The 24,987-nt window shown below is 56.1% G+C and carries 15 protein-coding genes; 8 read left to right on the top strand and 7 right to left on the bottom strand.

Translation table 11 applies throughout. The annotated features are described in order from the left end of the window. On the bottom strand, window positions 1-361 hold a 361-nt coding region (gene tnpA / locus LAO21_15670; GenBank protein ID MBZ5554155.1), incomplete at its 3' end, for an IS200/IS605 family transposase. Between the two features lie 722 nt (window positions 362-1,083). Here tnpA and LAO21_15675 point away from each other — a divergent pair. Together LAO21_15675 and LAO21_15680 are read left to right on the top strand one after the other, a co-directional pair. Beyond that, the gene (locus tag LAO21_15675; GenBank protein ID MBZ5554156.1) at window positions 1,084-4,302 is read left to right on the top strand and encodes a TonB-dependent receptor; all 3,219 of its coding nucleotides are present in this window, start codon (window positions 1,084-1,086) and stop codon (window positions 4,300-4,302) included. 879 nt (window positions 4,303-5,181) lie between these two features. After that, on the top strand, window positions 5,182-8,415 hold the full coding sequence (locus tag LAO21_15680) for a TonB-dependent receptor (GenBank protein MBZ5554157.1): 3,234 nt from the start codon (window positions 5,182-5,184) through the stop codon (window positions 8,413-8,415). Window positions 8,416-9,009: 594 nt separating this feature from the next. On the opposite strand, the gene LAO21_15685 is transcribed toward LAO21_15680, so the two are convergent. Beyond that, window positions 9,010-9,303, bottom strand: coding sequence for a hypothetical protein (locus tag LAO21_15685; GenBank protein ID MBZ5554158.1), 294 nt, complete (start codon window positions 9,301-9,303; stop codon window positions 9,010-9,012). A 27-nt stretch (window positions 9,304-9,330) separates the two neighbouring features. Between LAO21_15685 and LAO21_15690 the strand changes: the two genes are divergently transcribed. The 6 genes from LAO21_15690 to LAO21_15715 all read left to right on the top strand — a co-directional run bounded on the left by LAO21_15690 (window position 9,331) and on the right by LAO21_15715 (window position 18,375). Next, window positions 9,331-9,945, top strand: coding sequence for a sigma-70 family RNA polymerase sigma factor (locus LAO21_15690; protein MBZ5554159.1), 615 nt, complete (start codon window positions 9,331-9,333; stop codon window positions 9,943-9,945). Next, on the top strand, window positions 9,942-10,475 hold the full coding sequence (locus LAO21_15695) for a hypothetical protein (GenBank protein ID MBZ5554160.1): 534 nt from the start codon (window positions 9,942-9,944) through the stop codon (window positions 10,473-10,475). Before LAO21_15690 ends, LAO21_15695 begins: the two co-directional genes overlap by 4 nt. Window positions 10,476-10,493: 18 nt before the next feature. Next, a complete protein-coding gene (locus tag LAO21_15700; GenBank protein ID MBZ5554161.1) occupies window positions 10,494-10,901 on the top strand; it encodes a Spy/CpxP family protein refolding chaperone in 408 nt (135 codons plus the stop codon). 1,059 nt (window positions 10,902-11,960) lie between these two features. Then, window positions 11,961-12,338 (top strand): hypothetical protein, encoded by a 378-nt coding sequence (locus LAO21_15705; protein ID MBZ5554162.1) that lies wholly within the window; start codon window positions 11,961-11,963, stop codon window positions 12,336-12,338. Between the two features lie 390 nt (window positions 12,339-12,728). Next, window positions 12,729-16,193, top strand: coding sequence for a TonB-dependent receptor (locus tag LAO21_15710; protein MBZ5554163.1), 3,465 nt, complete (start codon window positions 12,729-12,731; stop codon window positions 16,191-16,193). 10 nt (window positions 16,194-16,203) lie between these two features. Then, on the top strand, window positions 16,204-18,375 hold the full coding sequence (locus tag LAO21_15715) for a VWA domain-containing protein (protein MBZ5554164.1): 2,172 nt from the start codon (window positions 16,204-16,206) through the stop codon (window positions 18,373-18,375). Window positions 18,376-18,604: 229 nt separating this feature from the next. Here the strand turns inward: LAO21_15715 and LAO21_15720 are convergent, their stop codons facing one another. The 5 genes from LAO21_15720 to LAO21_15740 form a co-directional block, all read right to left on the bottom strand. Continuing rightward, window positions 18,605-19,780, bottom strand: a complete 1,176-nt coding sequence (locus tag LAO21_15720) for an aminotransferase class I/II-fold pyridoxal phosphate-dependent enzyme (protein ID MBZ5554165.1) — start codon at window positions 19,778-19,780, stop codon at window positions 18,605-18,607. Window positions 19,781-20,399: 619 nt separating this feature from the next. Continuing rightward, entirely contained in the window at window positions 20,400-21,626 is a 1,227-nt protein-coding gene (locus LAO21_15725) for an efflux RND transporter periplasmic adaptor subunit (GenBank protein MBZ5554166.1), read from the bottom strand. Between the two features lie 418 nt (window positions 21,627-22,044). Then, a complete protein-coding gene (locus tag LAO21_15730; GenBank protein ID MBZ5554167.1) occupies window positions 22,045-22,794 on the bottom strand; it encodes an ABC transporter ATP-binding protein in 750 nt (249 codons plus the stop codon). A gap of 243 nt (window positions 22,795-23,037) precedes the next feature. Further along, window positions 23,038-24,162: an ABC transporter permease gene (locus LAO21_15735; protein ID MBZ5554168.1), complete on the bottom strand. Its 1,125-nt coding sequence runs from the start codon at window positions 24,160-24,162 to the stop codon at window positions 23,038-23,040. A gap of 466 nt (window positions 24,163-24,628) precedes the next feature. Further along, the gene (locus LAO21_15740) at window positions 24,629-24,922 is read right to left on the bottom strand and encodes a hypothetical protein (protein ID MBZ5554169.1); all 294 of its coding nucleotides are present in this window, start codon (window positions 24,920-24,922) and stop codon (window positions 24,629-24,631) included. Between the last annotated feature and the right edge of the window lie 65 nt (window positions 24,923-24,987).

Raw genomic sequence — 24,987 nt, forward strand, 5'->3', positions numbered from 1 at the left:
CCTCCTGCCCGGCAATGTACTTCAACAGGGCCGGCACGCATGACTCACTGACACTGAAAGCTGCGTACCCCTCCTGCCAAGCGAACTGCCGCCGTTCTGGCCATTCTTCGTGAACCCACCCGGTCGAGTTGGACTTCAGTTTTTCGACTACTTTCGCAATGGAATGCACGGCGCGGAGCTTGACCAAACCGTGCACGTGATCCGCGGGACCATTGAGGGCCAGCGGGGCTGCGCCTAGGTGATTGAGAATGCCCCCTAAATAAGGATAGAGTCGTGAACGTAGGTCGGCATCGAGCAGGGGAAGGCGGTCTTTGGTGCTGAAGATCATGTGAACGAGAAGGTTCGTGAAGGTGTGGCCCATGAGGTAATCTCCATCCCCGCAGATCGGGACCGGGGGAAGGTAAGGGGGGTATGAAGAGGATACACCGGGGAGATGAAATTAGCAGGAAATTATTTAGCGTCTGTTGGAGGATTCTTTCGCCGGGGCTCTTACTATTTATCTCATGGCTACCCCACCCTCGCTCCCCCCCGCGAAGAGCGCGGGACCGAGCTCGGGTGGGGCACTCTGGATGCCCTCCGGGCATAAAAGGTATTCATGAACCCTCCCGCATTCACTCCGGAATTCAGTTTCCATTCCCCCCACTGAATCACATCCAACTCAAATTTCGCATTCCTTCGCTTACAGGATCTCTTCGACTTGGTTTTGTTTCTAAAATCCCTCTCTGTAAAAATTTGTCTCTATGAAATTCAAGAATTCGGCAGGAGTCGTCTATTAAAAATGGAATGAAAGGGTTCAAAATTAATGTAACGTCCTCTCCTCGTGAACTCCGCGAAAACACCTCCGCGATAAAAATCAATGTCCTATGCGATGACAACTTTTTGCAGGCCGTTTTCGAAAACTGGAATTCGACTTGCGAATTAGACCCCCGTATCCCTTAAAGCAGAATTCCACTTCCGCAAAGTGGATTTTGTGATTTTGACACTTGCCCCTGATCAGCGGAGTCGAGATCGGAGGCAAACACTTGTACCTGGGGACTGGAACGGCTGACACTTTTCCAGTCTCAATAAAATAAGGAGAAAAAGATGAACCTTGAATTGAATTGCAAGAGAGGGATGGTATTTCTTGCCGCGATCCTCTTGTTGGTCAGCACGCTGACGTGGGCTCAGACCAGCAAGGGCACTATCGCCGGTACCATCACCGACGCCACAGGGGCCTCTGTCCCCGGAGCCACCGTGACGATTGCCGCGACCACGGGTGGAGAGACGCGCACGACCACCACCGATGCTTCGGGCGGATATCGGTTCGACGCGCTCAATCCCGGCGTATTTTCCATAGCGGTCACCGCGAATGGATTTGCACCCCTGAAGATCGAGAATCTCGAGGTGCGCGCTTCACTCATCACCACGGCCAATGGGAAACTCGACGTCAGTGGGGTGACTTCTTCCGTGAACGTGGAGGCCTCCACGGGCACCGAGCTCCAGACCGTCACGGGCGATCTCAGTCACAGTATCGGGTCTGTCGAGATCACTTCGCTTCCCATTCTCAGCCTGAATCCGATCAGCCTGGTCCTGACCGAGCCGGGGGTCCTGGCTCCCTCCAGCCGCGAAGATTTCACCAACGGTGTGGGGTTTTCCGTCAACGGCACGCGCCCGCGCTCCAACAACTTTCTGATTGATGGCCAGGAAAACAATGACCAGTCCATCCAGGGGCAGGCCCTCCAGCCCACCAATCTCGAAGCCGTGGGCGAGGTCGCCATTCTCACCAACGCTTACGGTCCGGAATTTGGACGCGGCGGTGGATCGGTCACCAACGTGATTTACAAGGGCGGGACGAACCAGTATCACGGCTCGGCCTGGGACCTGATTCAAAGTTCAGCCCTGCAGGCAATCCCCGCCGATCAGAAACTCGTGGGAGTGACCCGCAACCCGGTGAGCATCGAGAACACCTTTGGATTCTCTATGGGAGGTCCCATCATTAAGGACAAGCTGTTCGTCTTCGGGAGCTCACAATGGGATCGCTTCCGCAGTACGGCCAACGATATTACGCTTCGGGTGCCCACCGCGGTCGGCATTGCAACCCTGCAATCCCTTGGCCCCAATCCCAATGTCGATTTTCTCATCAACTCCCTCGGGGGACTGCGGGGCACAGGCAATAGTCTCTCGAACATCGCGCTGGGAAATGGCCGTCCGAGTGTCGAAACCGGGCTGGTACAACGTTCGGGCCTCGCGCAGTTCGACAATAGTACACAATGGGATGTGCGACTCGACTACCTGCCACGGCAAGTCGATACCTTCACATTTCGATACGTTTACTCCGCCAATGTATTCGCGCCGGATACTTTTGCAAACCCCGGCACCCTCTCGCCGTTCGACACGCAACAGGGAGGGATCTCTCAAAACATGGGGATCACCTGGACCCATACGCTGTCCGGGCGGGCACTCAACGAGTTTCGCTTCTCTTATGGGCGAATCAGCGCAGCCTTTGATCCAACGGCGGCGACTCTTAACAATCCCCTGTCGCAGCTTCCTGGGGTCACGATTTCAGGACTCCTGGTGAGTGGCGACCAGTTCGGACTCACCACCGGCTTTCCGCAGGCGCGATTCAAGAATTCCTGGCAGTACCAGGATGCCTACACCTATACCCGCGGCAATCACACCCTTAAAGCCGGGTTTGACATCGACCGCTTCCTCCAAAGGCAGGATGTTCCGTTCAACTCCCGGGGAACCCTGGACTTTACCGCCGGGGGAGGATTCACGGCCCTGGGTAATTTCATCGACAACTTTACCGGCCAATCCGGCGCCGCCTCGATTAACTTCGGGAGTCCAACCGTTTACCCCAACCAGACGTTACAAGCCTACTACGTTCAGGACTCGTGGCGCATCAAACCGAATTTCACCTTCAATTACGGCGTGCGTTACGAGTACTGGGGAACCCCGCTGAATGTTCTTCCCTTCCCGACGGTCGATGGGACCTTCGGACAGGTCGGCACCTTCCCGGTTGCAGTCAGGCAACAGAAAGACACCAACAACTGGGGACCTCGCATCAGCCTTGCCTACACGCCTCATGTTTGGAAGGGACTGTTCGGGGAAGACAAGACCGTCATCCGGGCAGGCTACGGTATGTTTTACGACGGCCTGTTCGGCAACATCCTGGTCAATGCAGGAGCCTCGGTCCCCAATGTCCTGGGCGGAACCTTGACCGGGCAGGATGGAAGAGGCCTGGCGAATGCTTTCAGCCTGATCCCTGCCGTGACGCCGAGCCTGGATCCATTCTCCACGCAAAGTGCGGTGATCTCGAACCTCGTGAACCCGGTCACCCACCAGTGGAATTTCGATATTCAACGGGAGCTGCCCGGCAACTTCATCGTGACGGCAGCCTACGTCGGGACGCGGGGAGAACGGCTTTTCGTCAACGACCAGCTCAACCCGGGAATCGATTTCAACCGCATCAATCCCGACCGCGGCTCCATCCAGGTGCGCACCAATGCGGGCGACTCGATTTACCATGGCTTCAACCTCAAGGTGGATCGTCGCTTCAGCAAGGGCCTTTTGCTGCGAGGCGCCTACACCTGGTCGCGGCTCATTGACGACGGCTCCGAAGTATTTGCGACCACGGGCCTGAGTTCATTTCCACAAGACTCGTTTAACCGCAGTGCTGACCGCGGGCTCTCCGCCTTTGACCGCCGACAACGGCTGGTGCTGTCTTATGTGTACGATCTACCGAGCCTGAAGCGGAATGGTAATTTTGCAGCCTCGGCCGCCAGCTTCGCTTTCCGCGATTGGCAGATTTCGGGAACCACCACCTTCCAGGCAGGCGCCCCGAACACCGTTACCCCGGGGTTCGATATCAATGGCGATTTGAACGGAGGCAGTGATCGCCCCGTGCAGGGCAATGTCAGCGCCCCGCTCACTTCATTCGCCTATGACGGAGTGCAGATCGGCGGAATCCCGGGCGTTTTCTATGATGGCCCCACGTTCAATTCCACAGGCAATCTCGTCCAGGTCGATCCAAACTCTGTGCGTTGGCTTATCCAGGGAGCGGGAGTGGGCAATGTGGGCCGGAATACGATCATCTCACCCGGGCGCCAGGATTGGAACTTTTCGATCGCGCGCCAGTTCAAGATGCCGTCGAAGCATATGGAGGGACAGCACATTGAATTCCGAACCGAGCTCTTCAATGTGTTCAATCACCCCAACCAAGGCAATCTGTCACTCAACCTGCAGGATCCGAGTTTTGGAAATGCAGATGTCACCCGCTTCGGCGGCCGACAGATTCGCTTCTGGCTGAAGTACGCGTTCTAGGCAAAGTTTACCTGCTCCACTTTCGGGGAATCCACCTTGGTGGATTCCCCTTTTTTGTTATTGACCCGGTCGACCAGGAATCGGACAAAGGGTATCCAAATAAGTACTGCCAGATTGACCCGCGGCCTTGATCGCCTGCTCGACGTTACCAGCGAGCATGGGGGACGAATTTAACAGCACCCCGATTCATCGGGGTGGACACAAACCAGGGAAAACATACCGAAACCGTTTCAACGGTTTAGCTCTGACGCTTAGCCAAAGGGAATCGACCACGGGCATCCTTGTTGCGAATGGCGCCAACGAGAGGAAACCGATGAATCGGTTAGAGAGCTGGAATGCGGGGAGAGGTATAGCTTTTTTCTCGCTTAGTGCGATGCCGGGCGCTCTTTTCAACAAGAGATAACTCGGCCAACCATGCATTGTTTCTAATAAATATGCAGAGGGGACGGAGATCCTTGGAAGTCGCATTGATATTGCCCCGGGCCATAACCCGGCACAAATTCTCCCGAACCATTCTACGCAAACCCATAACGTTCTACAGAATTATGGAGTATTCTTCCCCCAATCACCCTGACACTTTGCTTCAATTCTAATATAAGTATAATATTTACAATATTTTACATCCAATCCGAAGGCCACCCTAAGAATGGAATCAAACTTGCGAGATGGAGGCTAGATTTTAGGACCATTGTTCGTATTTACCCTCGCCCGTTTGGGACGGGCATCTTAAAAGCTTAAACACATCAACAGGCCGAATCGAAAAGTGGCAGATGAGGGTCAATTCCAAAGTGCGCGGCTGTTCTTCTCTCTACATGGACAGGACGGGCGGGAGGCTTTTCATTCGGCTCATTTCCAACTTCAACAAGAAGGAGACAACACATGAAGTTTGCATTTAAATCCATGGGACTCGTGATCCTGGTCCTGGCGACCATTGCTCTGATCGCGCTGCCCACGTCAATGAACGCTCAATTGACGCGCGGTACAATCTCGGGAACAGTCCATGACACCTCAGGGGCTGTCATTCCGGGCGCAACGGTGACCATCACCAATCTCGACACAAACTTTGTCCGTGACGCCATCACAAATGAGGTGGGGTTTTATCGCGTTACGGCCCTTGAACCCGGCAACTACTCTGTCAAGATCACCAAGGACGGGTTTGAAGGTATTGAGAACCGTTCCCTTGCGGTTCGGTCTACCCAGGAAGTCACCTATGATGTCGATTTGAAGGTGGCTGCCGCGGGTAACGTCACGGTCGATGTGACAGGCCAGGCGGAAGCGATCAGCTTGAACAAATCGAATCCGACGATCGGTCTTACATCCACGTCGCGCCAGGCTGTGGAATTGCCGCTGAGCGCGGGGCGTGACATTAATCAACTTTCATTGCTCTCTCCGAACGTTTTCACGGCGCCCGGCTCCACGGGAATCTCCGCCAACGGCCAGAGGGCTCGCAACGACAATTTCACTATCGACGGCACCGACAATAACGACATCAGTGTGACACTGGCTACGATCCCGGTCGTGGCCGAGAGCGTCTCGGAGTATCAAGTCCAGACCAATGCGTACAATGCGGAGTTTGGGCACAGCACCGGGGCACAGCTCAATGTGATCACGAAGTCAGGCAGCAACACTCTTCACGGGGAAGGCTGGGAGTACTATCGCGACAACGCCTTGAACGCGCTATCCCCGGGCGAAAAACGAAATGGATTGACCGATCCGGCGCGCTTCGACCGACATCAGGTGGGGTTCGATGTCGGAGGACCGATCAAGAAGGACAGGACTTTCTTCTTCTTCTTGATGCAATGGGATCGCCTTCGTTCCGCAGGGGCACCCGGCACTTCGGCGACCATTCCTACGCCTGCTGGATTTGCGCTGCTGAACACTGTGCCATTGCGTCCGCTGGCCGGCACTGTGCCTGCCCAAACGACCGCGAGCCGGCAGGCAGTGTTGGCTTCGATGGGATTCCTGACCAGTGTTTATGCTAAGAACCCGGTTTTTTCCGCCCTCAAGACAACTCAGATCAATGGGGTGAACATCCCGATCGGGACCATCTCCTTCCCCATCGATCAGCCCAGCAATGTAAGGAACATAACCATTCGCGTGGATCACCGCATCAGCAACAGGGACACCTTCACGGCACGTTACGTCAACAATAAGGAAGACGATACGAACGTGATCAGCAACCTTCAGTTCGGTTCTCTCTTTGGAGGAAACCAGAACATTGTGGACCAGAATGGCGCCCTGAGCGAGACTCACATCTTCAGCCCGACGGTCCTCAACGAATTCCGATTCTCGGCCATCCGGCGAAACCTTGCATTTCCTGAGAACGACCCCAATGATCCTGCGACTGGAATCACGGGATTCTTCTCTATCGGAGGGTTGAGCAATTTCCCGCAAGGGCGTGTCCAGAACAGCTTCCAGTTCCAGGATATTGTGACCTTTCAAAAGGGCCGGCATTCGATTAAGGTGGGCGCCGATATCCGTCGCGTTCGGCTGTTCAACCTGGCGGCTTTTGACTCCAAGGGAACGTTCAGCTTTAACAACCTGCAGGATTTCATGAACAACAACGCCAACTTCTTCCAACAGGCGCTGCAGACGGCAACCTTCGACGCGCGCCAAACGAATCAGGCCTACTTTGCTCAGGACGACTTCAAAGTCACTCCGAATCTGACCTTGAATTTAGGCGTCCGATACGAGTACTCCAGCGTTCCGTTTGGCTTTTTTGGCGCCACCGACCCGCAGTCGTTGGCCGCCTTGGTTCCGGGACCCACACAGCCGGATAAGAACAACTGGGCACCTCGGTTTGGTTTTGCTTATAGTCCCCATGGCGGACCCGGGTTCCTGGGCCGTCTCGTGGGAGACGGGAAGACAGTGTTCCGCGGTGGGTTCGGGATGGCGTACGACATCTTGTTTTACAACATCCTGACTGTTGACGCTTCAAACTTCCCGCGCGTTGTGGTCCCGCGCATCAACAATGCCCCTGACGTGTTCCCCAATCTGCTCCCCGTGAGCGGATCGGCAGTCTTTAATCCCCTGGCCACCTTCGTGAACACGCCGCCTGATGCCCGGACGCCTTATGCCGAGCTTTACAGCTTTGGCATTCAACGGGAGCTTGGCCGGAATTTCGTCCTGGAGGTGGGTTACACGGGCAGCCGTGCCATCAACCAGATCAACCAGGGCGAGCTCAATCCGGCGGTCCTGACTTCCACGCAGATCGCAACGGTCCAAGCATTCGTGACTGCGAACCCGGACAAGCCGGTCCCCTCCAGCCTGATTCCCAGCACGCAGAACCGTCGTCTCCTCCCGCAATTTGGTTCGCGTGTCACCATTGCAACCACGGCGATGGCCTCCTATAACGCGGGGTACTGGTCGTTAAACAAGAAGTTTTCGAATGGATTGCAGTTCGGGACTTCGTATACCTGGAGTCACAACATCAGCAACAACGATGAATCTCTCGGCGTGGCCGCGATCACCGCAGGCTCTCCTCAGGTACCCCAGGATTATTTGAACTATGGAGCGGAGAAGAGCACGTCGGTCTTCGATCGGACGCAGCGGTTCGTGGTCAATTACATCTACGAGATCCCGTGGTTAAAGACGGGCTGGGCACAAAGTTGGGTAGCCCGGCAGGCCTTCAGTGGTTGGGAACTCTCCGGCGTCGATTCGTTCCAATCGGGACAACCCTTCAGTATTCTGACGGGTGTCGACACCAACGGCAATGGCGCCGGTGGTGATCGACCGAATTTCAACCCCGGGGGATCGCTCTCGCTGGACCCGGTGACTGGCAACCTCCGCTCGTTTACCTCTTCCCGTTTGACAGGACCATTTGTAGTCCCGGTAGTATCAAGCGGACTGCCTGTGGCTAGCTCGTTGGGTAACGGCAACCTGGGAAAGAATACTCTGCGTGGCCCGGGATTTGCCAACTTCAACCTCAGTCTTGGGAAAGCCTTCAAATTCGCCGAGCGATATGAACTCAGGGTTCGTCTGGATATGCTGAACGCATTCAACAACCGCTCTTGGGGAAATCCCACCAATAGTATGGCGAGCCCCAACTTCGGCTTGAACCTGAACAACCCGACCCCGCGCACGATGACCTTGGGGGCAAAGTTCAGCTTCTAAGAGGAGACTATTAAATAGACGAACTGAAGAAGTTTTCCTGAAGTTTTTATGGCGCCCCGAGTCATGATTCAGATTCGGGGCGCCTTTTTTTGTCCGTGATCTTGCCCGCGCCATCCGATTAGGCCCGGAGGGCCGAAAGAGTGTAGCCCCACCTGATGCTCCGTTCCGCGCTCTTTGCGGGACCGAGCGAGGGTGGGGTAGTGATGAGAGAAATTGTAAGAGCCCCGCTTGCGGGGCGAAAGACTCCCCTTACGTTCAAAGGATCGCGCTGTTCCAGTCTAACGATTACGGCATCAGGAGGGTGAGACGAGTCGTGAATCAGACCGGAACTGAGGCAATGTCTCAACTCATCCGGATTTATTCAGCACGGAAAAATGGAGGGACGCTGATCTATGTTTCTGTCGGCCCTACGGGCCTCCTGGATTATTATTGATAGGCCTGTACACCCCGCCCTCGCCCCGCAAAAAGAAAAGGCGCGGGGCTCAGACGGGGCTACATTCTGACGGCCCTCCGGGCCTAAACCAGACGGGGCTACATTCTGACGCCCCTCCGGGCCTAAACCAGACGGGGCTACATTCTGACGGCCCTCCGGGCCTAAGCGGTGGTCCCGCCGTGGCGGATCTTCGACAGGTGGGGCAATGCACCGCAGCGCGGAAGCCCTTCGGGCCCAATCGAAAGCGACTTCTCTCTTTCGACCCTGATTTCTGTCCATAACGGGATTCTAATCTTCCCCCGGCTTCCTTCACGGCCATTAACTTCGGGATCCGGGTTGAACACCCCCTCACCCTTTTGCCGTCCAGGGGGACGATCCTCCTGTAACCGCCACCCCTGAATCAGCGTCCGTTGGGATTGAGAGACGTTCTTTGACACGAAGGGCTTCTTTTTCATTTTGAAACTTGATACTGTAGCGGCGGCATGGAACCGGAAGAACGCGACCTTATCAAGCGTTGCCAGCAGGGCCACGAACTCGCCTTCAATGAATTGTTCCGGCGATACCAGTCGAAGATCTTTTCGATCGTGTATCATTTGATCTGGAACCGCGATGACGTGGAAGACGTTGCCCAAAATGTTTTTTCGAAGCTATACTTTTCGATCCGCTCTTATCATTTTCAGGGGGCATTTTCCGTCTGGGTCGAACGCGTCGCGGTCAATCAATGTTTCGATTACCTGCGGCAGAAAAAGCGCCACAAAGGAGCCATCGAACTGGATGCGATGAGCGCTGAAGAAGCCAATGTCACGCTCCAGCCCGCGCGGCCCGGCCATACCCCGGACGCGGAGAAAGGCGTCATCTCACGGCAGGCGGCCACGCGTCTGCTCAAGGAATTGAACGAAAATGACCGTGCCCTGCTGATTCTGAAAGAAGTGGATGGGGCGTCGGTCCAGGAATTGAGCCGGGTGTTCAAGATCTCGGAAAGCAATGTGAAGATCCGGTTGATGCGGGCGCGGCACAAACTGCGCGCCATTTATCAGAAGTCGCAGGAGAGAGCGGCCCCGTTGAAGAGAACAGCGTCAGGGGAAGGTCGATCATGAATTGCCAAATTTGCAGAGTGAACCTGGAAGATTTTATCGAAGAGCGGCTGGAGGGAGCGCTGCTCGAAGAGTTCCAATCCCATTGTAAGGGGTGCGCGGATTGCCGCGCCCTGGTGGAAGACGCCTCCTTTGGGCGGACCGTGGCTCATGCTGCATTTCCCGCAGAAGACTGGAGCGCTTCACCACAGTTCTTCTCCACGCTCTGGCAGTCGATCGAAGCCGAGCGCTCCCGGCCGTTTTCATGGGTGGTGGTTCGAGGTCTGGCGTTGCGCTTTGTCGCCGGGGTGGCATTGATCATCGCCCTGCTGGTCGGGGTCGACGCCCTCAGCGGATCCAGGCCGAGCGAGAGCCAGATGGCCATTGAGAATTACCTGGAAGCGCCCGGCGCCCCTGACGCCTTCCGCGACGTGCTCATTGGAGATGTCAGCACGAATCGGGATCAATTGCTCGATAACCTGATGGTGCGTGACCGGCAGCAGAACTCGATGCCGGCTCCTCATGCACCTGAAAAACAGACACCCAACCCATAACCTCCCGAGGTCATTCTCATGGCTGAACCCCGAGTGAAAATTGTCGGATTGCTGGTCTTGATCTTCCTGCTGGGAGCCATCACGGGCAGCTTGGGATATCGCCTGCTCGAAGAAAAGGGTGCTTTGGCCTCGTCCACCCGGACCGCCCCCGGCGCCAGCCACCGCGGCGAGGTTGTCGACAAGTTTACTCGTGAACTGAACCTGACCCCCGAACAAACCCAGCGCCTCAATGCGATTTTTGCGGAAAACGAACAGAAATTCAGCGAACTCCACAAGAGTTTCAAGCCCCAGGCCGACGCCATCCGCCAGGAAGGGCGCAACAGGATCCGCGCCATGCTCACCGACGAACAGAAGCTCAAGTTTGAGGATATGTTGAGAAAGATGGACGAAGAGCGGCGCCAGCGCGGAGAAGCGCGAAGGAGATAGTCCTTCGAAGTGCGGGCGTCCTCGCCCGCTCTGTGTAATCCGATATTAATAAGAGTTCCGTCCCCCCATTCTGTTTGCCCCCGAAAGTACTTCTTCCTGTCGTTAGTTCATTGCCTCATCTTCCTCCCATCGGTGCGGTCGACTCTAATCTTCTTTTCGGGATGTAAGCCCTACTGGTTGTATCCCGAATTCCGAAGATGAAGGCCATGACTCATGTCGGAGGAAGATTCGATTCCCATCAGGAGATGCTCTTCGAACGAGGCTGCTGTCGGTCTAGGCCCGGAGGGCTGTTGCGCCGCGGCGCATAGCCCCTCCAGTCGAAGACCCTCTGGGGTGGAAAGCTTTGTCCCGTGCATTTTGCTCGAGAACGAGAGTGGACTCAGGGAGTGAAATAAAGTCTGAATAGGCCCGGAGGGACGCCAGATTGTAGCCCCACCAGAAGCTCCGTCCCGCGTTCTTTGCGGGGCGGAGCGAGGGTGGGGTACCGGTCTCTCCGAAGACATCCAAGCCCCGCTTGCGGGGCGAAAGAACCTGTCGAATGGGGCTTAGGTCAAACAAATCCTCTCCGAGTGCAAGGCATCGAATAGGACATTCGGCATACTTGGCTCTTACGACATTATTTCGCCCCGCAAGCGGGGCTCTCACATTTTCTCTCATGGGTACCCCGCCCTCGCCCTCCGCCTACGGCGGACGGGGCTCCCGCCTCGGCGGATCTTCGACAGACGGGGCTACAATCTGAGAGCCCTCTGTGCCTAGACCGACAACAGCCTCGTTCGAAAAGCATGGACGGACAGAACCTAGTCAGACATCTCTCCCTTTTTCTCCCGTCCCTTCAAGATGGGAACGATTCCATTCTTCCCTCATCCCATCCCAATCGATTTGAATCGAAGAGCTTAACACTTGGTTGACACCCTCAACCTCGGAATTCAGTTTATTAGGCAACACCTCTCTTCACCCTCCCCCCCTCATAACTCTCCGCGCCCGCGTGTAACCCATACCGGGACGCCAACGTCCATAGCACTATCAATGCTATTAACTTTTTCCCAGGAGGGAAACTTCATGAAAACAACGTGGTTCAAAGTACTCATGGTTTGCGCTCTGGCGCTGATGCTGTGTTCCGTTTTTGCCTATGCCCAACAGGGGCGTGGGCCCGGCATGCAGTTTGATCCCAACAAGATGACGGGTGGTGAAATCAAGAACATTGATGCCAAGGCCATGACCTTTGAGGTGGAGCGGGTCAATCGGCAGTCCGGCGAGACCACCAAGGACACCATCTATTGCACCGACAAAACCGCATTCAAGAAGGACGGAAATGATGCCAAGTTTTCGGACTTCAAGGTAGGCGACCGCATTCGCGCCACCGGCGAGCGGAAGGATGGAAAGTTCATGGCGGAGCAGGTGATGACCGGGGGCAGACAGCGACCCTCTGGGGAATAGACCTCTCCTTTCTGAAGGGTCAAAACTCTCGTAACCCGGCGCGTTCAGAGTACGTCTTGACGTGCGGGATCTGAAACCGAATCGAGCTGGGCAGGAGCTCGAGGAAAGCACGATTTCTTCGATTCACTCTTCCCGCTCGATTTTTTTTTGAAGCAGTTGTCAAAGGCAGTTGCCAGTTCTCAGTTGTCAGTGAGAGCTGTCAGACATCAGCTTTCAGCTGTCGGCAAGAACGAAGAATTAGGCCATGGATTGCATTTCATAAAGTTCGTCGAAGACATATCTATTTTCGGTCTGCATAACAAACATGAGACATGCATCCATGTTGATCGGGGAAAACTGAGAACTGACAACTGCTTCTGGCAACTGACAACTACTCCTGGAACGGTGAGCATGAAGACATTCATCAATCGGTCGACTGCACTCTTGGCCACACTGATCTTCTGCGCGATGTCAACTCTTTTTGCCCAAAGCCCTCCTGGCAAGCTTTCCGGAACGGTGAAAGACGCCAAAGGGACGCTGGTCCCCGGTGTCACGGTGACCGCCACGCAGATCGAAACCGGGAAGAAGTATGAAACCTATTCCAACGACGACGGTCAGTTCGTGTTTGCAGGCCTGCCCGGCGGAACTTACCGGGTCGACGCTGAAATCATTTCTCTCCCCAAGGCAGCCCAGGATGGAATCAATGTCGTGAGTCTTCAAGAGGCCCATGTTGACCTCGTGCTGGGTCGTGTTCAGTTGAAGCCGAAAGTTGAGGGCGTACCGGGCGCGGAGAAGTCCGAACCAGGCAAGAACCCCAACACGCAGCGCCCCGGACCTCCACCGTCGCGGCCCGGACAAGCGGCGGGCTCAACGCCTGGCAATCGACGGCAGCTTCCTCCTAACTTCCAGAATCTGACCCTCCTTACCAACCCCGATGTGGCCGATGTGACCCAGTCTGCGCCGGCAGCCGCGGGAGGTGAAAACGGAGGAATGGGCTTGGGTCCGGACTCCGGGGGACAGAATGTTGCGGAAAACTTTCTAATCAATGGTTCGGTGAATACAGGGGCCTTCCAACTCACTCAAAACGGACCGGGAGACATGGGGGATGCCGACCGCATGGAGCGGGTGCGCGAATTCATGCGCAATGCGGACCCGGCGTTACTGGATCGCATTCAACAGATGGCCGGCGCCGGCGGCTTTGGCGGGTTCGGCGGCGGTCCCGGATTTGGCGGAGGAGGGCGGATGGGCGGCCCGGGCGGACCCGGGGGAGGCGGTCGCGGCGGGTTTGGCGGGTTCGGTGGACGCAACGCCCGCGTCAACAAGATCCAGGGAAATTTCTTCATGAATTACCGCAACTCCGTCTTTGACGCCAAGCCGTATTCCTTTCAGGGAGTCGATCAATCCCGCCCGTCCTATATCCGGAACAATTTTGGCGGCTCCGTCGGCGGCCCGTTGAATATCCCGCACGTCTACAAATCGCGGGACCGCACTTCTTTCTTTTTCAATTGGCAGTCACAGCGGAGCAAGGATCCGTTCGCAACCACGACGACGGTGCCGACACTGGCGGAACGCAACGGCGATTTCTCGCAGACGGTGTTTGCGACGGGCCCCAACGCGGGGCAGATCATTCCCATTTTCGATCCCCAAAGCCCGGTACAAAGCCGTCAACAGTTCCCCAACAACCAAATCCCTCTGAATCGTATTGATCCGGCAGCCCAGGGCCTGCTGAAGTTCATCCCGTTGCCCAACCTCCCCGGGCAGTCCTTGAACTTCCATTTTGAGCAAAGCCTCTCCGACATCACCGACAATTTCAGCGGCCGGATTGACCACAAGCTCACTAACAAAGACAATCTTTCGTTCAGCTACAATTTTCGCCGCAGCGATTCATTGTCCTCACAAGGTTATCCCGATTTATCCTCCACCACCTCCTCCCGGGGACAGAACTTCTCGGCCTCCTATACCCATACCTTTAATGACCGGCTGCTCAACGAGGTCCGCTACCAGTTCAACCGGCTGCGTTTTTCGGTGCTGAACAACTTCGCCTTTGTCAATGATGTCGCCGGCCAGCTGGGGATCACCGGCGCTTCGAGCAGCCCAATCGACTTCGGCCCGCCGACCGTGAGCTTCACCAACTTCGGTCCGCTCTCGCTCAACAGCCCCGTGCTCCGCCGGAACCAGACGTCCCATATTTCCGACAATCTCACCGTCATTCGCGGAAAGCACAGTCTACGATTTGGGTTTGAGTTTCGCCGCATCGAGCTCAACACCACGGGTGGCGTCAATGGCCGGGGAAACTTCGTGTTCAGCGGATTTTCGACGGCCGCCTTTGACCCCCAAGGCCAGGCCCTCGCCAACACCGGATTTGATCTCGCGGATTTTCTCCTGGGACTGCCCCAATCGACGAGTCTCCGGTTTGGGGGCGACAATGTATATTTTCGGTCAAACGTCTACGCCGGGTATATTCAAGACAACTGGCGTGTGAAACCCCGATTGACCCTCAGCCTGGGACTGCGCTACGAGATTTTCACACCTCTGACGGAGAAATTTGACCGCATCGCGAATCTGGATATCGCTCCCAACTTCACCGACGCCTCGGCCGTCCTGCCCGGCCAGACCGGCCCTTTTTTCGGGGTGTTCCCGCAATCATTGATCAACGGCGATTATAACAATCTGTCTCCGCGCTTCGGCTTTGCCTGGCGCCCGTTTGCCAAGAAGAGGACCGTGGTGCGCGGCAGTTACGGCATCTTTTTTATCCCTTCGATTTACAACCAGCTCTATCCGCAGCTGGCCAGTCAGCCCCCTTTTGCGGTAACGTCTCAACTGCTGACTTCACCGCAAAGCGTGCTGACCCTTGAGAACGGATTCCCTCTGAATCCCAATCCGGGCGTGACCATACGAAACTCGTTTGCGGTGGATCCCAATTACCAGGTGGGGTACGTGCAGCAGTGGAACCTCCTCATCCAGCATGAGCTGACCCGCAGTTTTGTCGTCTCGGTGGGATACCTGGGAACCAAGGGGACCAAGCTCGATCTGTTGCGGGCGCCCAACCGGGCCGCCCCAGGGTCTTCGCTGACGACCCAGGAGCGTCTCCAGATCGGCAACGCCGAAGGGTTTCTGTATGACACCTCCGGAGCCTCCTCGATTTTCCATGCCCTTCAAGTCCGCGTCCAGCGTCGCATGACGAAGGGATTTGCCGTGCAGGGAATGTACATTTTCGGGAAATCGATCGATGACGCCTCTTCCATCGGTGGCGCGGGCGGAGGCACGGTGGTTCAGGATGAAAACAACCTTCGCGCCGATCGCGGTCTCTCCAGCTTTGACGTCCGGCACCGGGTGATCCTCAACGGCACCTATGAATTTCCTTTCGGGGACCGCAAGCGCTGGCTGAGCAAACGAAGCTTCCTCGCCGACATCCTGGGGGACTGGCAAGCGAGTGCCAATGCCATCGTTCAGTCAGGAAATTATTACACACCGCGTGTCCTGGGCAGCGCGATCAACAACAGCGGCACCGGGGCCAACCAATCAGAGCGGTCCGATTACAACGGGCTCCCGATTTCACTCCCGCCCGACCAGCAAACGATCGATCATTTTTTTAACACGGTGGCTTTCCTGGATCCCCCTCCCGGGAGTTTTGGGGACGCGGGGCGCAATATCATTCCGGGTCCCGGGCTGGTGAATCTGAACATGGCACTGAACAAGATTATTCGCACCCGGTGGGAGGGAAAGCGGATCGAATTTCGCACTCAAATTCAGAATGTGTTCAATCATCCCAACTTTACCGGGCTGAACACAGTTGTGGACTCGACCAACTTTGGACGCCTGACCTCGACGCGCGGAATGCGAACCGTGGAGTTCAATTTGAGATTCAGATTTTGAAAGTTCTACCATGCGCAAGCTCATCACACCGATCCTCCTTTTCGCCCTGGTACTGAATCCGGCTTCGACCTTGTTGCCCCAGGTGCAGTCGGGTGCGAAGTTCAAGGTATACAGCGACCTGGTGCTCGTGGATGTGGCAGTCACCGACAAAAAGGGAAATCCCATCCGGAATCTGGGCAAAAAGGATTTTCACGTCTTTGAAGATGGCGTTGAACAGTCGATTGAGGTCTTTCGATTCGAGGATATTTCCCAGTTCCAAGCCGACCGGGATAAGGAACCTGCCCCCGCGCCTCCTGTCCCTGCCGCTGCCCCGCCGCCCGTTCAGAAAACCCTGGCATCCCAGAAGACGGACGCGGCCCGGTTTTCCAACCGCCGGCTGATCGTGATGATGTTCGACCTGTCTTCTCTCGACGTCCCCGATGCCATCTTTGCGCGCAAATCCGCGGAAGAATTCATCCACACGAAAATCTCACCGGCTGATCTGGTCGCGGTGGTCGTCATGGCGGCCACCCTGCGCGTAGCGCAGGACTTTACCAGCGACCAGAATCTCCTGATCGCCGCTCTGAACAAGCTGAAACTCGGCCAGAGCTCCGAGCTTGTCGCCCAGGGCGCCACCGATACCACGTCGGGCGACATTACCGGGACCGCCGAAAACACGAATGAAGACACCTCCGACGCCTACGCCCTCGACGAGACCCAGTTCAATATTTTCAATACGGATCGAAAGCTCATGGCGATTGAGTCCGTGGCCAACATGCTCAAAGATCTCCCGGAGAAGAAATCGCTGATCCATTTTTCGAGCGGCCTGCAAACCACAGGCATTGAGAATCAGTCCCAGCTGGTGGCGACGGTGAATGCGGCCAATCGCTCCAACATGTCGATCTATGCAGTGGATGCGCGAGGACTCATCGCCACACCGGCGGGCGGGGACGCCAGTCATGGGGGCACGGGGGGCACGGCCATGTTCAGCGGCGCCTCACAGCGCTCCGGTCTCAGCAATATCGACGCAGCCCAGGAGACGTTGACCACGCTCTCCGAAGACACGGGAGGACGGGCGTTTCTCGATACCAACGACCTGGGGCAGGTGTTCGACCAGGTTCAAAACGACACCAACACGTATTACCTGCTCGGCTATTATTCCAACAACACCAAGCACGACGGGCGCTTTCGCAAGATCAAGGTCACCGTGGATGAAGCGGACACCAAGATCCGGTTCCGCCCCGGTTATTTTGCCCCCAAGGAATTCGGCCAATTCACCAAGTCGGAACGTGAACATCAGCTGGATGAGGCCATCAATACCGACAGCCCGTTCACCGATCTTCCCTTCATCCTGGGCGCTTATTCCTTCAAGGCGGAAGATCCCCAGAACCCGAAGAACAACCAGATGTTTGTTCCTGTCTCCTTGCGGCTCCCGTCAAGCGATGTCCCTTTTGCGGCGAAGAAAGACCGCAAGGAGGCCGATTTTGATTTTGTGGGACAGGTGCGGGACCCGGCGCGCGGAGACGCCATGGTAAGTTACGTCCGGGATGTCATTCATCTGAAGCTGGATGACGCCACGTATTCCCGCATTGCGGCGGGGGGATCCATCCAGTACGACACCGGATTTTATCTGCGGCCCGGGAATTACAAGATGAAGTTCCTGATCCGGGAGGACCAGACTGGGAAGATGGGTTCGTTTGAACAGAGCCTGGCGGTTCCGGACCTCAGCAAACAGACCCTGAAGATGAGCTCCGTCATCCTGAGCAGCCAGTTACAGCCTGTCGACCAGCAGGCCTCGATGGTCCGCAAAAACGCAAGAGACTCCCTGCTCCAGGAGCAGGATAAGATTGCGAATCCGCTCATCCAGGACCAGAAGAAAATTGTTCCAAACGTCGGTCACGTGTTCTCGCCCAAACAGACCCTCTACGTTTTCTTCCAGGTGTACCAGCCCGGTGTCGACCCCGAGAAGAAGAGGCCCCACGTGGACCTGGCATTGCTTTTTTTCAAAAACGGAAAGAAGTTTTATGAAACGCCGGAATACGAGGTCGCCCAATTCAAGGGCACTTCATCGGACGTGGTGGACTGCAACTTCTCAGTCCCGCTGTCGCAGTTGACCCGGGGACGATATACGCTGCAGCTGGTCGTGACCGACCGCATTGCAGACACTCACATTTACCAGCGGCTGCCGTTCGTAGTTAGGTGATAGGGGATAGGTGATAGGTAATAGGTAATAGGTGATAGGGATAGGTCATAGGTAATAAAAGCCAGAAGCGGGAGGGCAGGTACCTAAGTCGGAAGGCTAGTTTTCGAAAATCGACAAGAATTCCGGGACATGGGAACGTACTCCTGAAACCCAACACATAATCTCTATTGCCTCACACCTATCCCCTATCACCTACTACCTATCACCTATTACCTATTACCTATCCCCTTCACCCCAACGCCTGCTCAATATCCTCAATCAAATCCTTCGCGTCTTCGAGACCAATTGACAGCCGGACGGTCCCTTCCGTGATGCCGACAGAGCGAAGTTGTTCGGCCGAGAAGCCCCAGTGAGAAGTCAACACGGGGAGTGAAATCAGCGATTCCACGCCTCCCAGGCTCGCGGCGTTTTGGATGATCCTCAAACGGTCCGCAAATCGCATGGCCGCGGGACGGCCGCCCCGCAGGTCGGCGGCGATCATTCCCCCGAACAGGCCGTGCATCTGCTTCCTCGCCAGTGCATGATAGGGACTGGACTTCAATCCCGGATAGTGGACTTTCGAGAAGCGCGGATGTTTTTCCATCCAGCGGGCAATCGTCATGGCACTCTCGCATTGCCGCTCGACACGGACCGGCAAAGTCTTCATCCCCCGCAGCAAAAGGAAAGCCGCGGCCGGATCCATGATCCCGCCCAGCCGTTTCATCATGTCGCGGATCTTGCCAATCATTTTCTTGTTCCCCACCAGTACCCCACCGATAATATCGCTGTGCCCGCCCAGGTATTTAGTCACACTGTGCATCACCACGTCGGCTCCCAATTCAAGCGGGCGCTGTAAGAGGGGGGTGGCAAAAGTGGAATCGACCATCAAGAGCATGCGGTGTTTTCGGGCCAACTGGGCCGCGCGGCGCAAGTCAATAACCTGCATGACCGGGTTCGCGGGCGTTTCAATATAAAGGAGCCGCGACTGGGGAGTCAGCAAGCGCTCCACCGAATCCAAATCATCCCCCGAAAAAAAACGCGTGCGGATGCCAAACTTCGGCAAGACGTGATTAAAAAAATGAAACGTCCCCCCGTAAATGTTCCGGCTGGAAAGGATTTCGTCCCCAGAGCGAAGCAAGGCGAGGGCAGCGGTGGAGATTGCAGCCATGCCTGAGGCCGCCACCAGGGCCGCCTCTCCTCCTTCGAGGGCAGCCATTTTGACCTCGGCCGCCTGAAGCGTCGGATTTCCGTAGCGGGTGTACATGAACGCTTTGCTCTTCCCCTCGGAGAACCGCTGCACCTCGCGGCTGCTGGGAAAAACAAACGTGGAGGTCTGAACGATGGGAGTCGCGACCGGAGCGAACTTGCCACGACGCTCCTCTCCGGCGTGAACGGCAAGGGTGAACAACGAGTGTTGATTTTTCATAGGGTCTGCTCGGTTATTGAGATGGGAGATCCGACGAGCATCGGCCGATCGTTGTGAAGATATGCGCTCTCATGCCGAGCTCGCGTGTGGCCCCGTTCACGGGGCCTGACTCCGTACAGCCCGCTGGTTTACCGGCGGGAATTGAGGACAACAATTTTCCCCGGGAGTAAAGAACAAAACCCAGCCCCGTTCACGGGGCTTCGATCTCTGGACCGGAGCGCTTGAGCGCCCACTGCGCTACTGAAAACCTCTGTTTTCCCTTCGCCCCTCAACGGGCAATGAATTGGAATCAAGCCCGGTGAACCGGGCTCGCGTTCTTGTTCACGACATTACCCGCCGCTAAAGCGGCGGGCTGTACACAGCCATGCCCGGTGAACCGGGCCCTCCAACCGGCTCCTTGGTTTGCCGCCCTCTTCCTTCCTGCTCCTCAACCGATTTATCGGTGCCCGGTCGTTGATGCGAGTCGCGCCAAAGGAATGAACGTCCTGTTCTAATTTTCAAGGCCTTCTTGATTTCTCCCATGAAACCGTTAAAACGGTTTCGAGTCGTTTCTTCGGATCGGTGGTCACCCCGATAAATCGGGGTGCTCTTATGAACCTCCGTGAACCGGGGGAGCCCTTCAATACAGGACCTTTTCGCCTTCCTTCAGCCCGCTCACGATTTCGCAATTCAAGCCATCACAAACACCCACCTGGACGCGGTGGTTGTGCTCTGCGGAGTTACCTTGGAGTGAAACCATCGATTGGCCTGCTGCATCGGCCCGGATCGCCGCGCGCCGGAGGAGGAGAACCCGGTCCTTCTTTGCAACCTGGATGCGGACATCCACCCGCAAGCCAATCTGAATTCGCTCGTTTGGGTCCAACTGAATGAGGGTTTCCAGGATCTCGGTGTCCACCTTCTCGGTGGGGTCGTCAGTATGGATGTTTTTCTTGCCGATTGAATTACCGATCCGCACGACGGCGCCTTGAAAGATCCGGGACCCGTAGGCGTCGGCAGTAATGGCCGCGCGCTGACCCAACCGGATCTTGTTCACATCGGTTTCATCCACCTCGGCGCGCACGCGAAGCACGGAATCATCGGTCATCGAAATCACCGGGGCGCTGGAACGGTCGAACGCGATGATGGATTCACCCGGTTTCAAATACTTCTTCAAGACCACCCCGGCAATGGGCGCCTGGATAAATGAGTTCTCGTAGTTCACCCGGCTGGCCTCGAGCTGCGCGCGTGCGTTGGCCGTTTGTGCCCGGGCCATATCGACATCCTCGCGACGGGGAGGGGCGGTGATCAGCCGGTAGCGCTCCGTGGCCGCGTCAAATCTTCCTTTGGCCATCTTCCAGTTGCTTTCGACCTCTTCAACCCGCTCCTTCGAAACATAGCCGCCCTGTTTGTAGAGCGTCGACCAGCGATCGTAGAGAGAACGGGTGTTTTCTTCCGCCGCACGGGCTTCCTCCATCGAGGCTCGTGCCTCATCGCGCTCCTGCGGGCGCGCCCCGTTCAGGACTTTCTCGAGTCGAGCTTCAGCATCCTTCAGCTGCGCCTCAGCGGCGTGAACTGCAGCCAGGAGATCGTCATTTTCGAGGACGGCGATGACATCTCCCTGCTTGAGGTGGTTGCCCTCTTCGACGCGCACTTCCTTCAACCGGCCCGCCAGCTTCGAGGTCACCTTAATTTCTTCCGAGATCCCTTCCACACGTCCCCGCGCCGCCATATGATCGTCAATATCGCCCAGGGTGACGGTGGCTTCGCGCAGTCCTTCCGCTTTGCTCGTGCCATTGGAGTACTTGAACCCGATGACGATGACGAGCGCAAAGGCAACAATCGCGATGATGTAGTAATACTTCCTCATGGTTGAGAATATTCAGGTAGCAGTCTTTTTAACCACAATCTTCATGTTAATGCACTATTGCATTTCTTTCCAGTTCTTGACGGCGATCCGGCCTTCAGGCTCAACCATCTTTTTCGCTTTCCGGAGTAATCGATCTTCATCATGGTCCGCGGCTTTGCCGCCCATTATTGCGGAAAGGCTGTGCCTTTCCGCGACAGTGAGAACTCTTGGTTCCTTTTTCGTTCGCTGGGGCCCGACGCCTATGGCATCGGGCCCCAGCGATCCATTAAAGAAAGAGGGAAAGGGTTCGCCACGGTAAGCCAAATGCTTACCGCAATAATGGGGGGCACAGCCCCAAATGCCATCAATTCCCTGATCCGCATTCATCCCAGCCGCTATCCTTCCATATCCTCGGTCGGACTTGTTCGCTCTAATCTGCCTATCCGGAAACCGGCGGCGGGCCAGACGACATGATCTGTTTCCGGAAGCGGGCTGAAGCCTCTTCGTTTTCGTGCGACAGCAACATCCCGTCATTCATGTATAGGATCTCATCCGCGTAATCGAGGATGCGATTGTCGTGACTGACCACGAACACGAGGCGATTCTCCCTCTGGGAAAGCTCCTTGAGCAGACCCACGATGGCGCGACCGGTCTTTGAATCCAGTGCGGCGGTGGGTTCATCCGCGAGAATAATGGGCGGCTCTCCGGCCAACGCCCGTGCCACCGCCACCCGCTGCTTCTCTCCGCCGCTCAAATCCTCGGGCAGATGGTGCATCCGCGCCGACAACCCCACCTTTTCCAACAGGGCCTTTGCCTGGTCCTCCGCCTTCTGCCCCCGCACTTCCTTGACGTTCAGCGTGGCTTCCACATTCTCCACTGCCGTCAGCGCCGGGAACAGGTTGAATCCCTGGAAAATAAATCCGATTTGCCGGCGTCGCACGTAAGGCAATTCCTTCTCACTGAGTCGACTGATCTCGGTTCCAAGCAGAGAGACGGTCCCCGAGGTGGGTTTCAACAGGCCGCCCAACAGCATCAGCAACGTGGTTTTCCCGCTCCCGGAGGGCCCCATCAGGATGACAAACCGCCCCGTCTCGATCCGCAGGTTGACATGGCTGACCGCGACAACCTCGGAGGAGGTTCCTTCGTTATAAATCCGGGTGACATCATTTAATTCGACCAGTGGCGGCATAGGAGTGGGTGATCGACCGGAGCCCGGTCCCCTTCAGCGCTCTCTGCGGCTCGGCAGTAAATCGTTTGTAAGAGCGTCGCAAAAGGCCGACTGAAGTTGTCACTACGAGTCACAAGGACCGACTGAAGTCGGGACTGCGAATCACAAAAGGCCGACTGAAGTCGGCACTACGAGTCACAAGAGGCCGACTGAAGTCGGCACTACGAGTCGCAAAAGGCCGACTGAAGTCGGCACTACCGTTCTCTAACTCTTGAAGACCAGGGCCGGATCAATCCGGGTGATCTTGAAAATTGAGATAAACGAGGAGCTGATACACATCATGACCGTGACCGCAAAAATCCCGATCATCATCTGCCAGGGCATCAGTACATCGAGTCCCCCCTGGCGCATCAGTCGAATCACACCCTGGGCGATAATCATGCCCGTGGAGAATCCAATGACCGAATTGATCAACGCCTGTTTAATGATGATGAGATAAATGTCGGCATTGGAGGCGCCGATGGCCTTCAGCGTTCCAAACTCCTTAATATGTTCAATGGTTGATGCGTAAATCGTCTGGCCCACGATGATGGTCCCAATCACTAATCCCATCAGGGCGGAAGCGAGCAAGGCAAGCCCTGCACCGGTCGAAACCATCCAATACTGCCGTGACTTGTTCGAAAACTGCTGGCGAGTATATACATCGTTGTCGGGCAGAACCTCTTGCAGGCGTCGTTGAACATCGGGAACGGTGTATCCGGGCGCAACTTTCACAAGGACATAGACCGTCTGCCCGCGGCTGAGGAACGAGAGGCGAATGGCGTTCTCAAAGGAAGTGAACACAAACGGGGTCTGGGTAAACGACTTGGCCCCTCGCGTCAATCCGATGATGCGGGCTTTTGTGCCTCGGATTTCAATGTAATCCCCCACTCGGGGATTGCCCAGCCGCGCCAGGTCCGCCTCATCCACCATCACCTGATCCAGGTACTTCACATCATATATGCTTCCTTCAATGACCTGCCAGGGAGACCCGTTCATCGTCTCCGGATCGAAGCCCACCAATTCCACCGATTCCTGCCCGCCGCTGGGCCGCTTCCAAAGTGAAAACGTCAGGATGTACTTCTCCGCCCAATTGACCCCGTTTACCTTTTGAGTCAAGTAATACACTTTGTCGGAATAAGCGCGCCCGAATTCAAAGTTGGACAGGTTCCGGGCCGTGATCCAGATATCGGCATGGGCATGGTCAATCAGCACCGAAGCATTGATGAGGAACCGCAGGAATACCCCTGCCTGGATGGTGATGAGGACCACGGCAAACTGGATTCCCACCAGCGCGATGACGAACCGCAGTTTGTCGCGGAACAGGTTCTTTCGGGCAATCGACACCATGAAGTTTGTCTTCTCTCGCCGTCCTCAGTGAAGCCCTTTGTCCTGAAAAGAAACTTTCATACTACTCAAAAGGCGGGACCGTCGCAAGGATGTTCGAAGAGGTGTCAGGTGCCGGGTGTTGGGTGCCAGGGAAGCAGTTGCCAGTTTTCAGTGGTCAGTTGTCAGAGGGAATTAACGGAAGCCGGAGGCCAGAAGCCAGAGGCCGGAATTCTCCCGTAGGGGCGCACAGATGTGCGCCCTCGGTTAAAGTCGGAGGTCGGACGTCAGAAGTCGGAAGTCAGAGGCAGAAAGCTGGAAGGCAGACATCTGAAGCCAGAAGTCAAAGGTCGGAAGTCAGAAGTCGGACAAAGATTGAGGACCTTATTTGATGGCCGATTTGGGGTTTTTGACTTTGAACTTTGAACCTTGAACTTGGAATTGTTTCTTAGACTTTAAACCTTGGACTTGGGACTTTGGACTCCGCCCTTCACCCCGCATCAATCTGCAAGTAACGACGCACTTCCGGATCGTGCCCGACCTTCCAGATTTTTGAGTCGAGCCAGTAATGCAGCAAGCCGGGGGCTGCGAATATAGAGAACAATAGCTGGTTCCGGAGGTTGGCCTCCTGAGGACCGGGCCAGGGAGGCAGAATAAACCGGGGAAGGACATCAAACAGGGAAGCGTAGAGAAAAGCAAAAGCGGCGTAGAAGACCAGATTTCGATTGGCCAACGCGACGAGCGCGTTCCTCACTGTCGAGGACGGTGCGGGACCACGTCGCATACCCGTGGGTTTCATCGAAAATGACAGCCCAGGCAGCCACAAGCCATGCCAGGGGGATTTGTGAG

The organism is Terriglobia bacterium (assembly GCA_020073085.1).
Taxonomy (GTDB): Bacteria; Acidobacteriota; Terriglobia; order JAIQFV01; family JAIQFV01; genus JAIQFV01.

Bases quoted from the DNA above. Each gene is read 5' to 3' on its own strand.
- LAO21_15675 (MBZ5554156.1), top strand. From the start codon at position 1,084: ATGAACCTTGAATTGAATTGCAAGAGAGGGATGGTATTTCTTGCCGCG.
- LAO21_15700 (MBZ5554161.1), top strand. From the start codon at position 10,494: ATGGCTGAACCCCGAGTGAAAATTGTCGGATTGCTGGTCTTGATCTTC.
- LAO21_15685 (MBZ5554158.1), bottom strand. From the start codon at position 9,303: ATGAAAAAGAAGCCCTTCGTGTCAAAGAACGTCTCTCAATCCCAACGG.
- LAO21_15720 (MBZ5554165.1), bottom strand. From the start codon at position 19,780: ATGAAAAATCAACACTCGTTGTTCACCCTTGCCGTTCACGCCGGAGAG.
- LAO21_15690 (MBZ5554159.1), top strand. From the start codon at position 9,331: ATGGAACCGGAAGAACGCGACCTTATCAAGCGTTGCCAGCAGGGCCAC.
- LAO21_15695 (MBZ5554160.1), top strand. From the start codon at position 9,942: ATGAATTGCCAAATTTGCAGAGTGAACCTGGAAGATTTTATCGAAGAG.
- LAO21_15730 (MBZ5554167.1), bottom strand. From the start codon at position 22,794: ATGCCGCCACTGGTCGAATTAAATGATGTCACCCGGATTTATAACGAA.
- LAO21_15715 (MBZ5554164.1), top strand. From the start codon at position 16,204: ATGCGCAAGCTCATCACACCGATCCTCCTTTTCGCCCTGGTACTGAAT.
- LAO21_15740 (MBZ5554169.1), bottom strand. From the start codon at position 24,922: ATGCGACGTGGTCCCGCACCGTCCTCGACAGTGAGGAACGCGCTCGTC.
- LAO21_15710 (MBZ5554163.1), top strand. From the start codon at position 12,729: ATGAAGACATTCATCAATCGGTCGACTGCACTCTTGGCCACACTGATC.
- LAO21_15725 (MBZ5554166.1), bottom strand. From the start codon at position 21,626: ATGAGGAAGTATTACTACATCATCGCGATTGTTGCCTTTGCGCTCGTC.
- LAO21_15705 (MBZ5554162.1), top strand. From the start codon at position 11,961: ATGAAAACAACGTGGTTCAAAGTACTCATGGTTTGCGCTCTGGCGCTG.
- LAO21_15680 (MBZ5554157.1), top strand. From the start codon at position 5,182: ATGAAGTTTGCATTTAAATCCATGGGACTCGTGATCCTGGTCCTGGCG.
- LAO21_15735 (MBZ5554168.1), bottom strand. From the start codon at position 24,162: ATGGTGTCGATTGCCCGAAAGAACCTGTTCCGCGACAAACTGCGGTTC.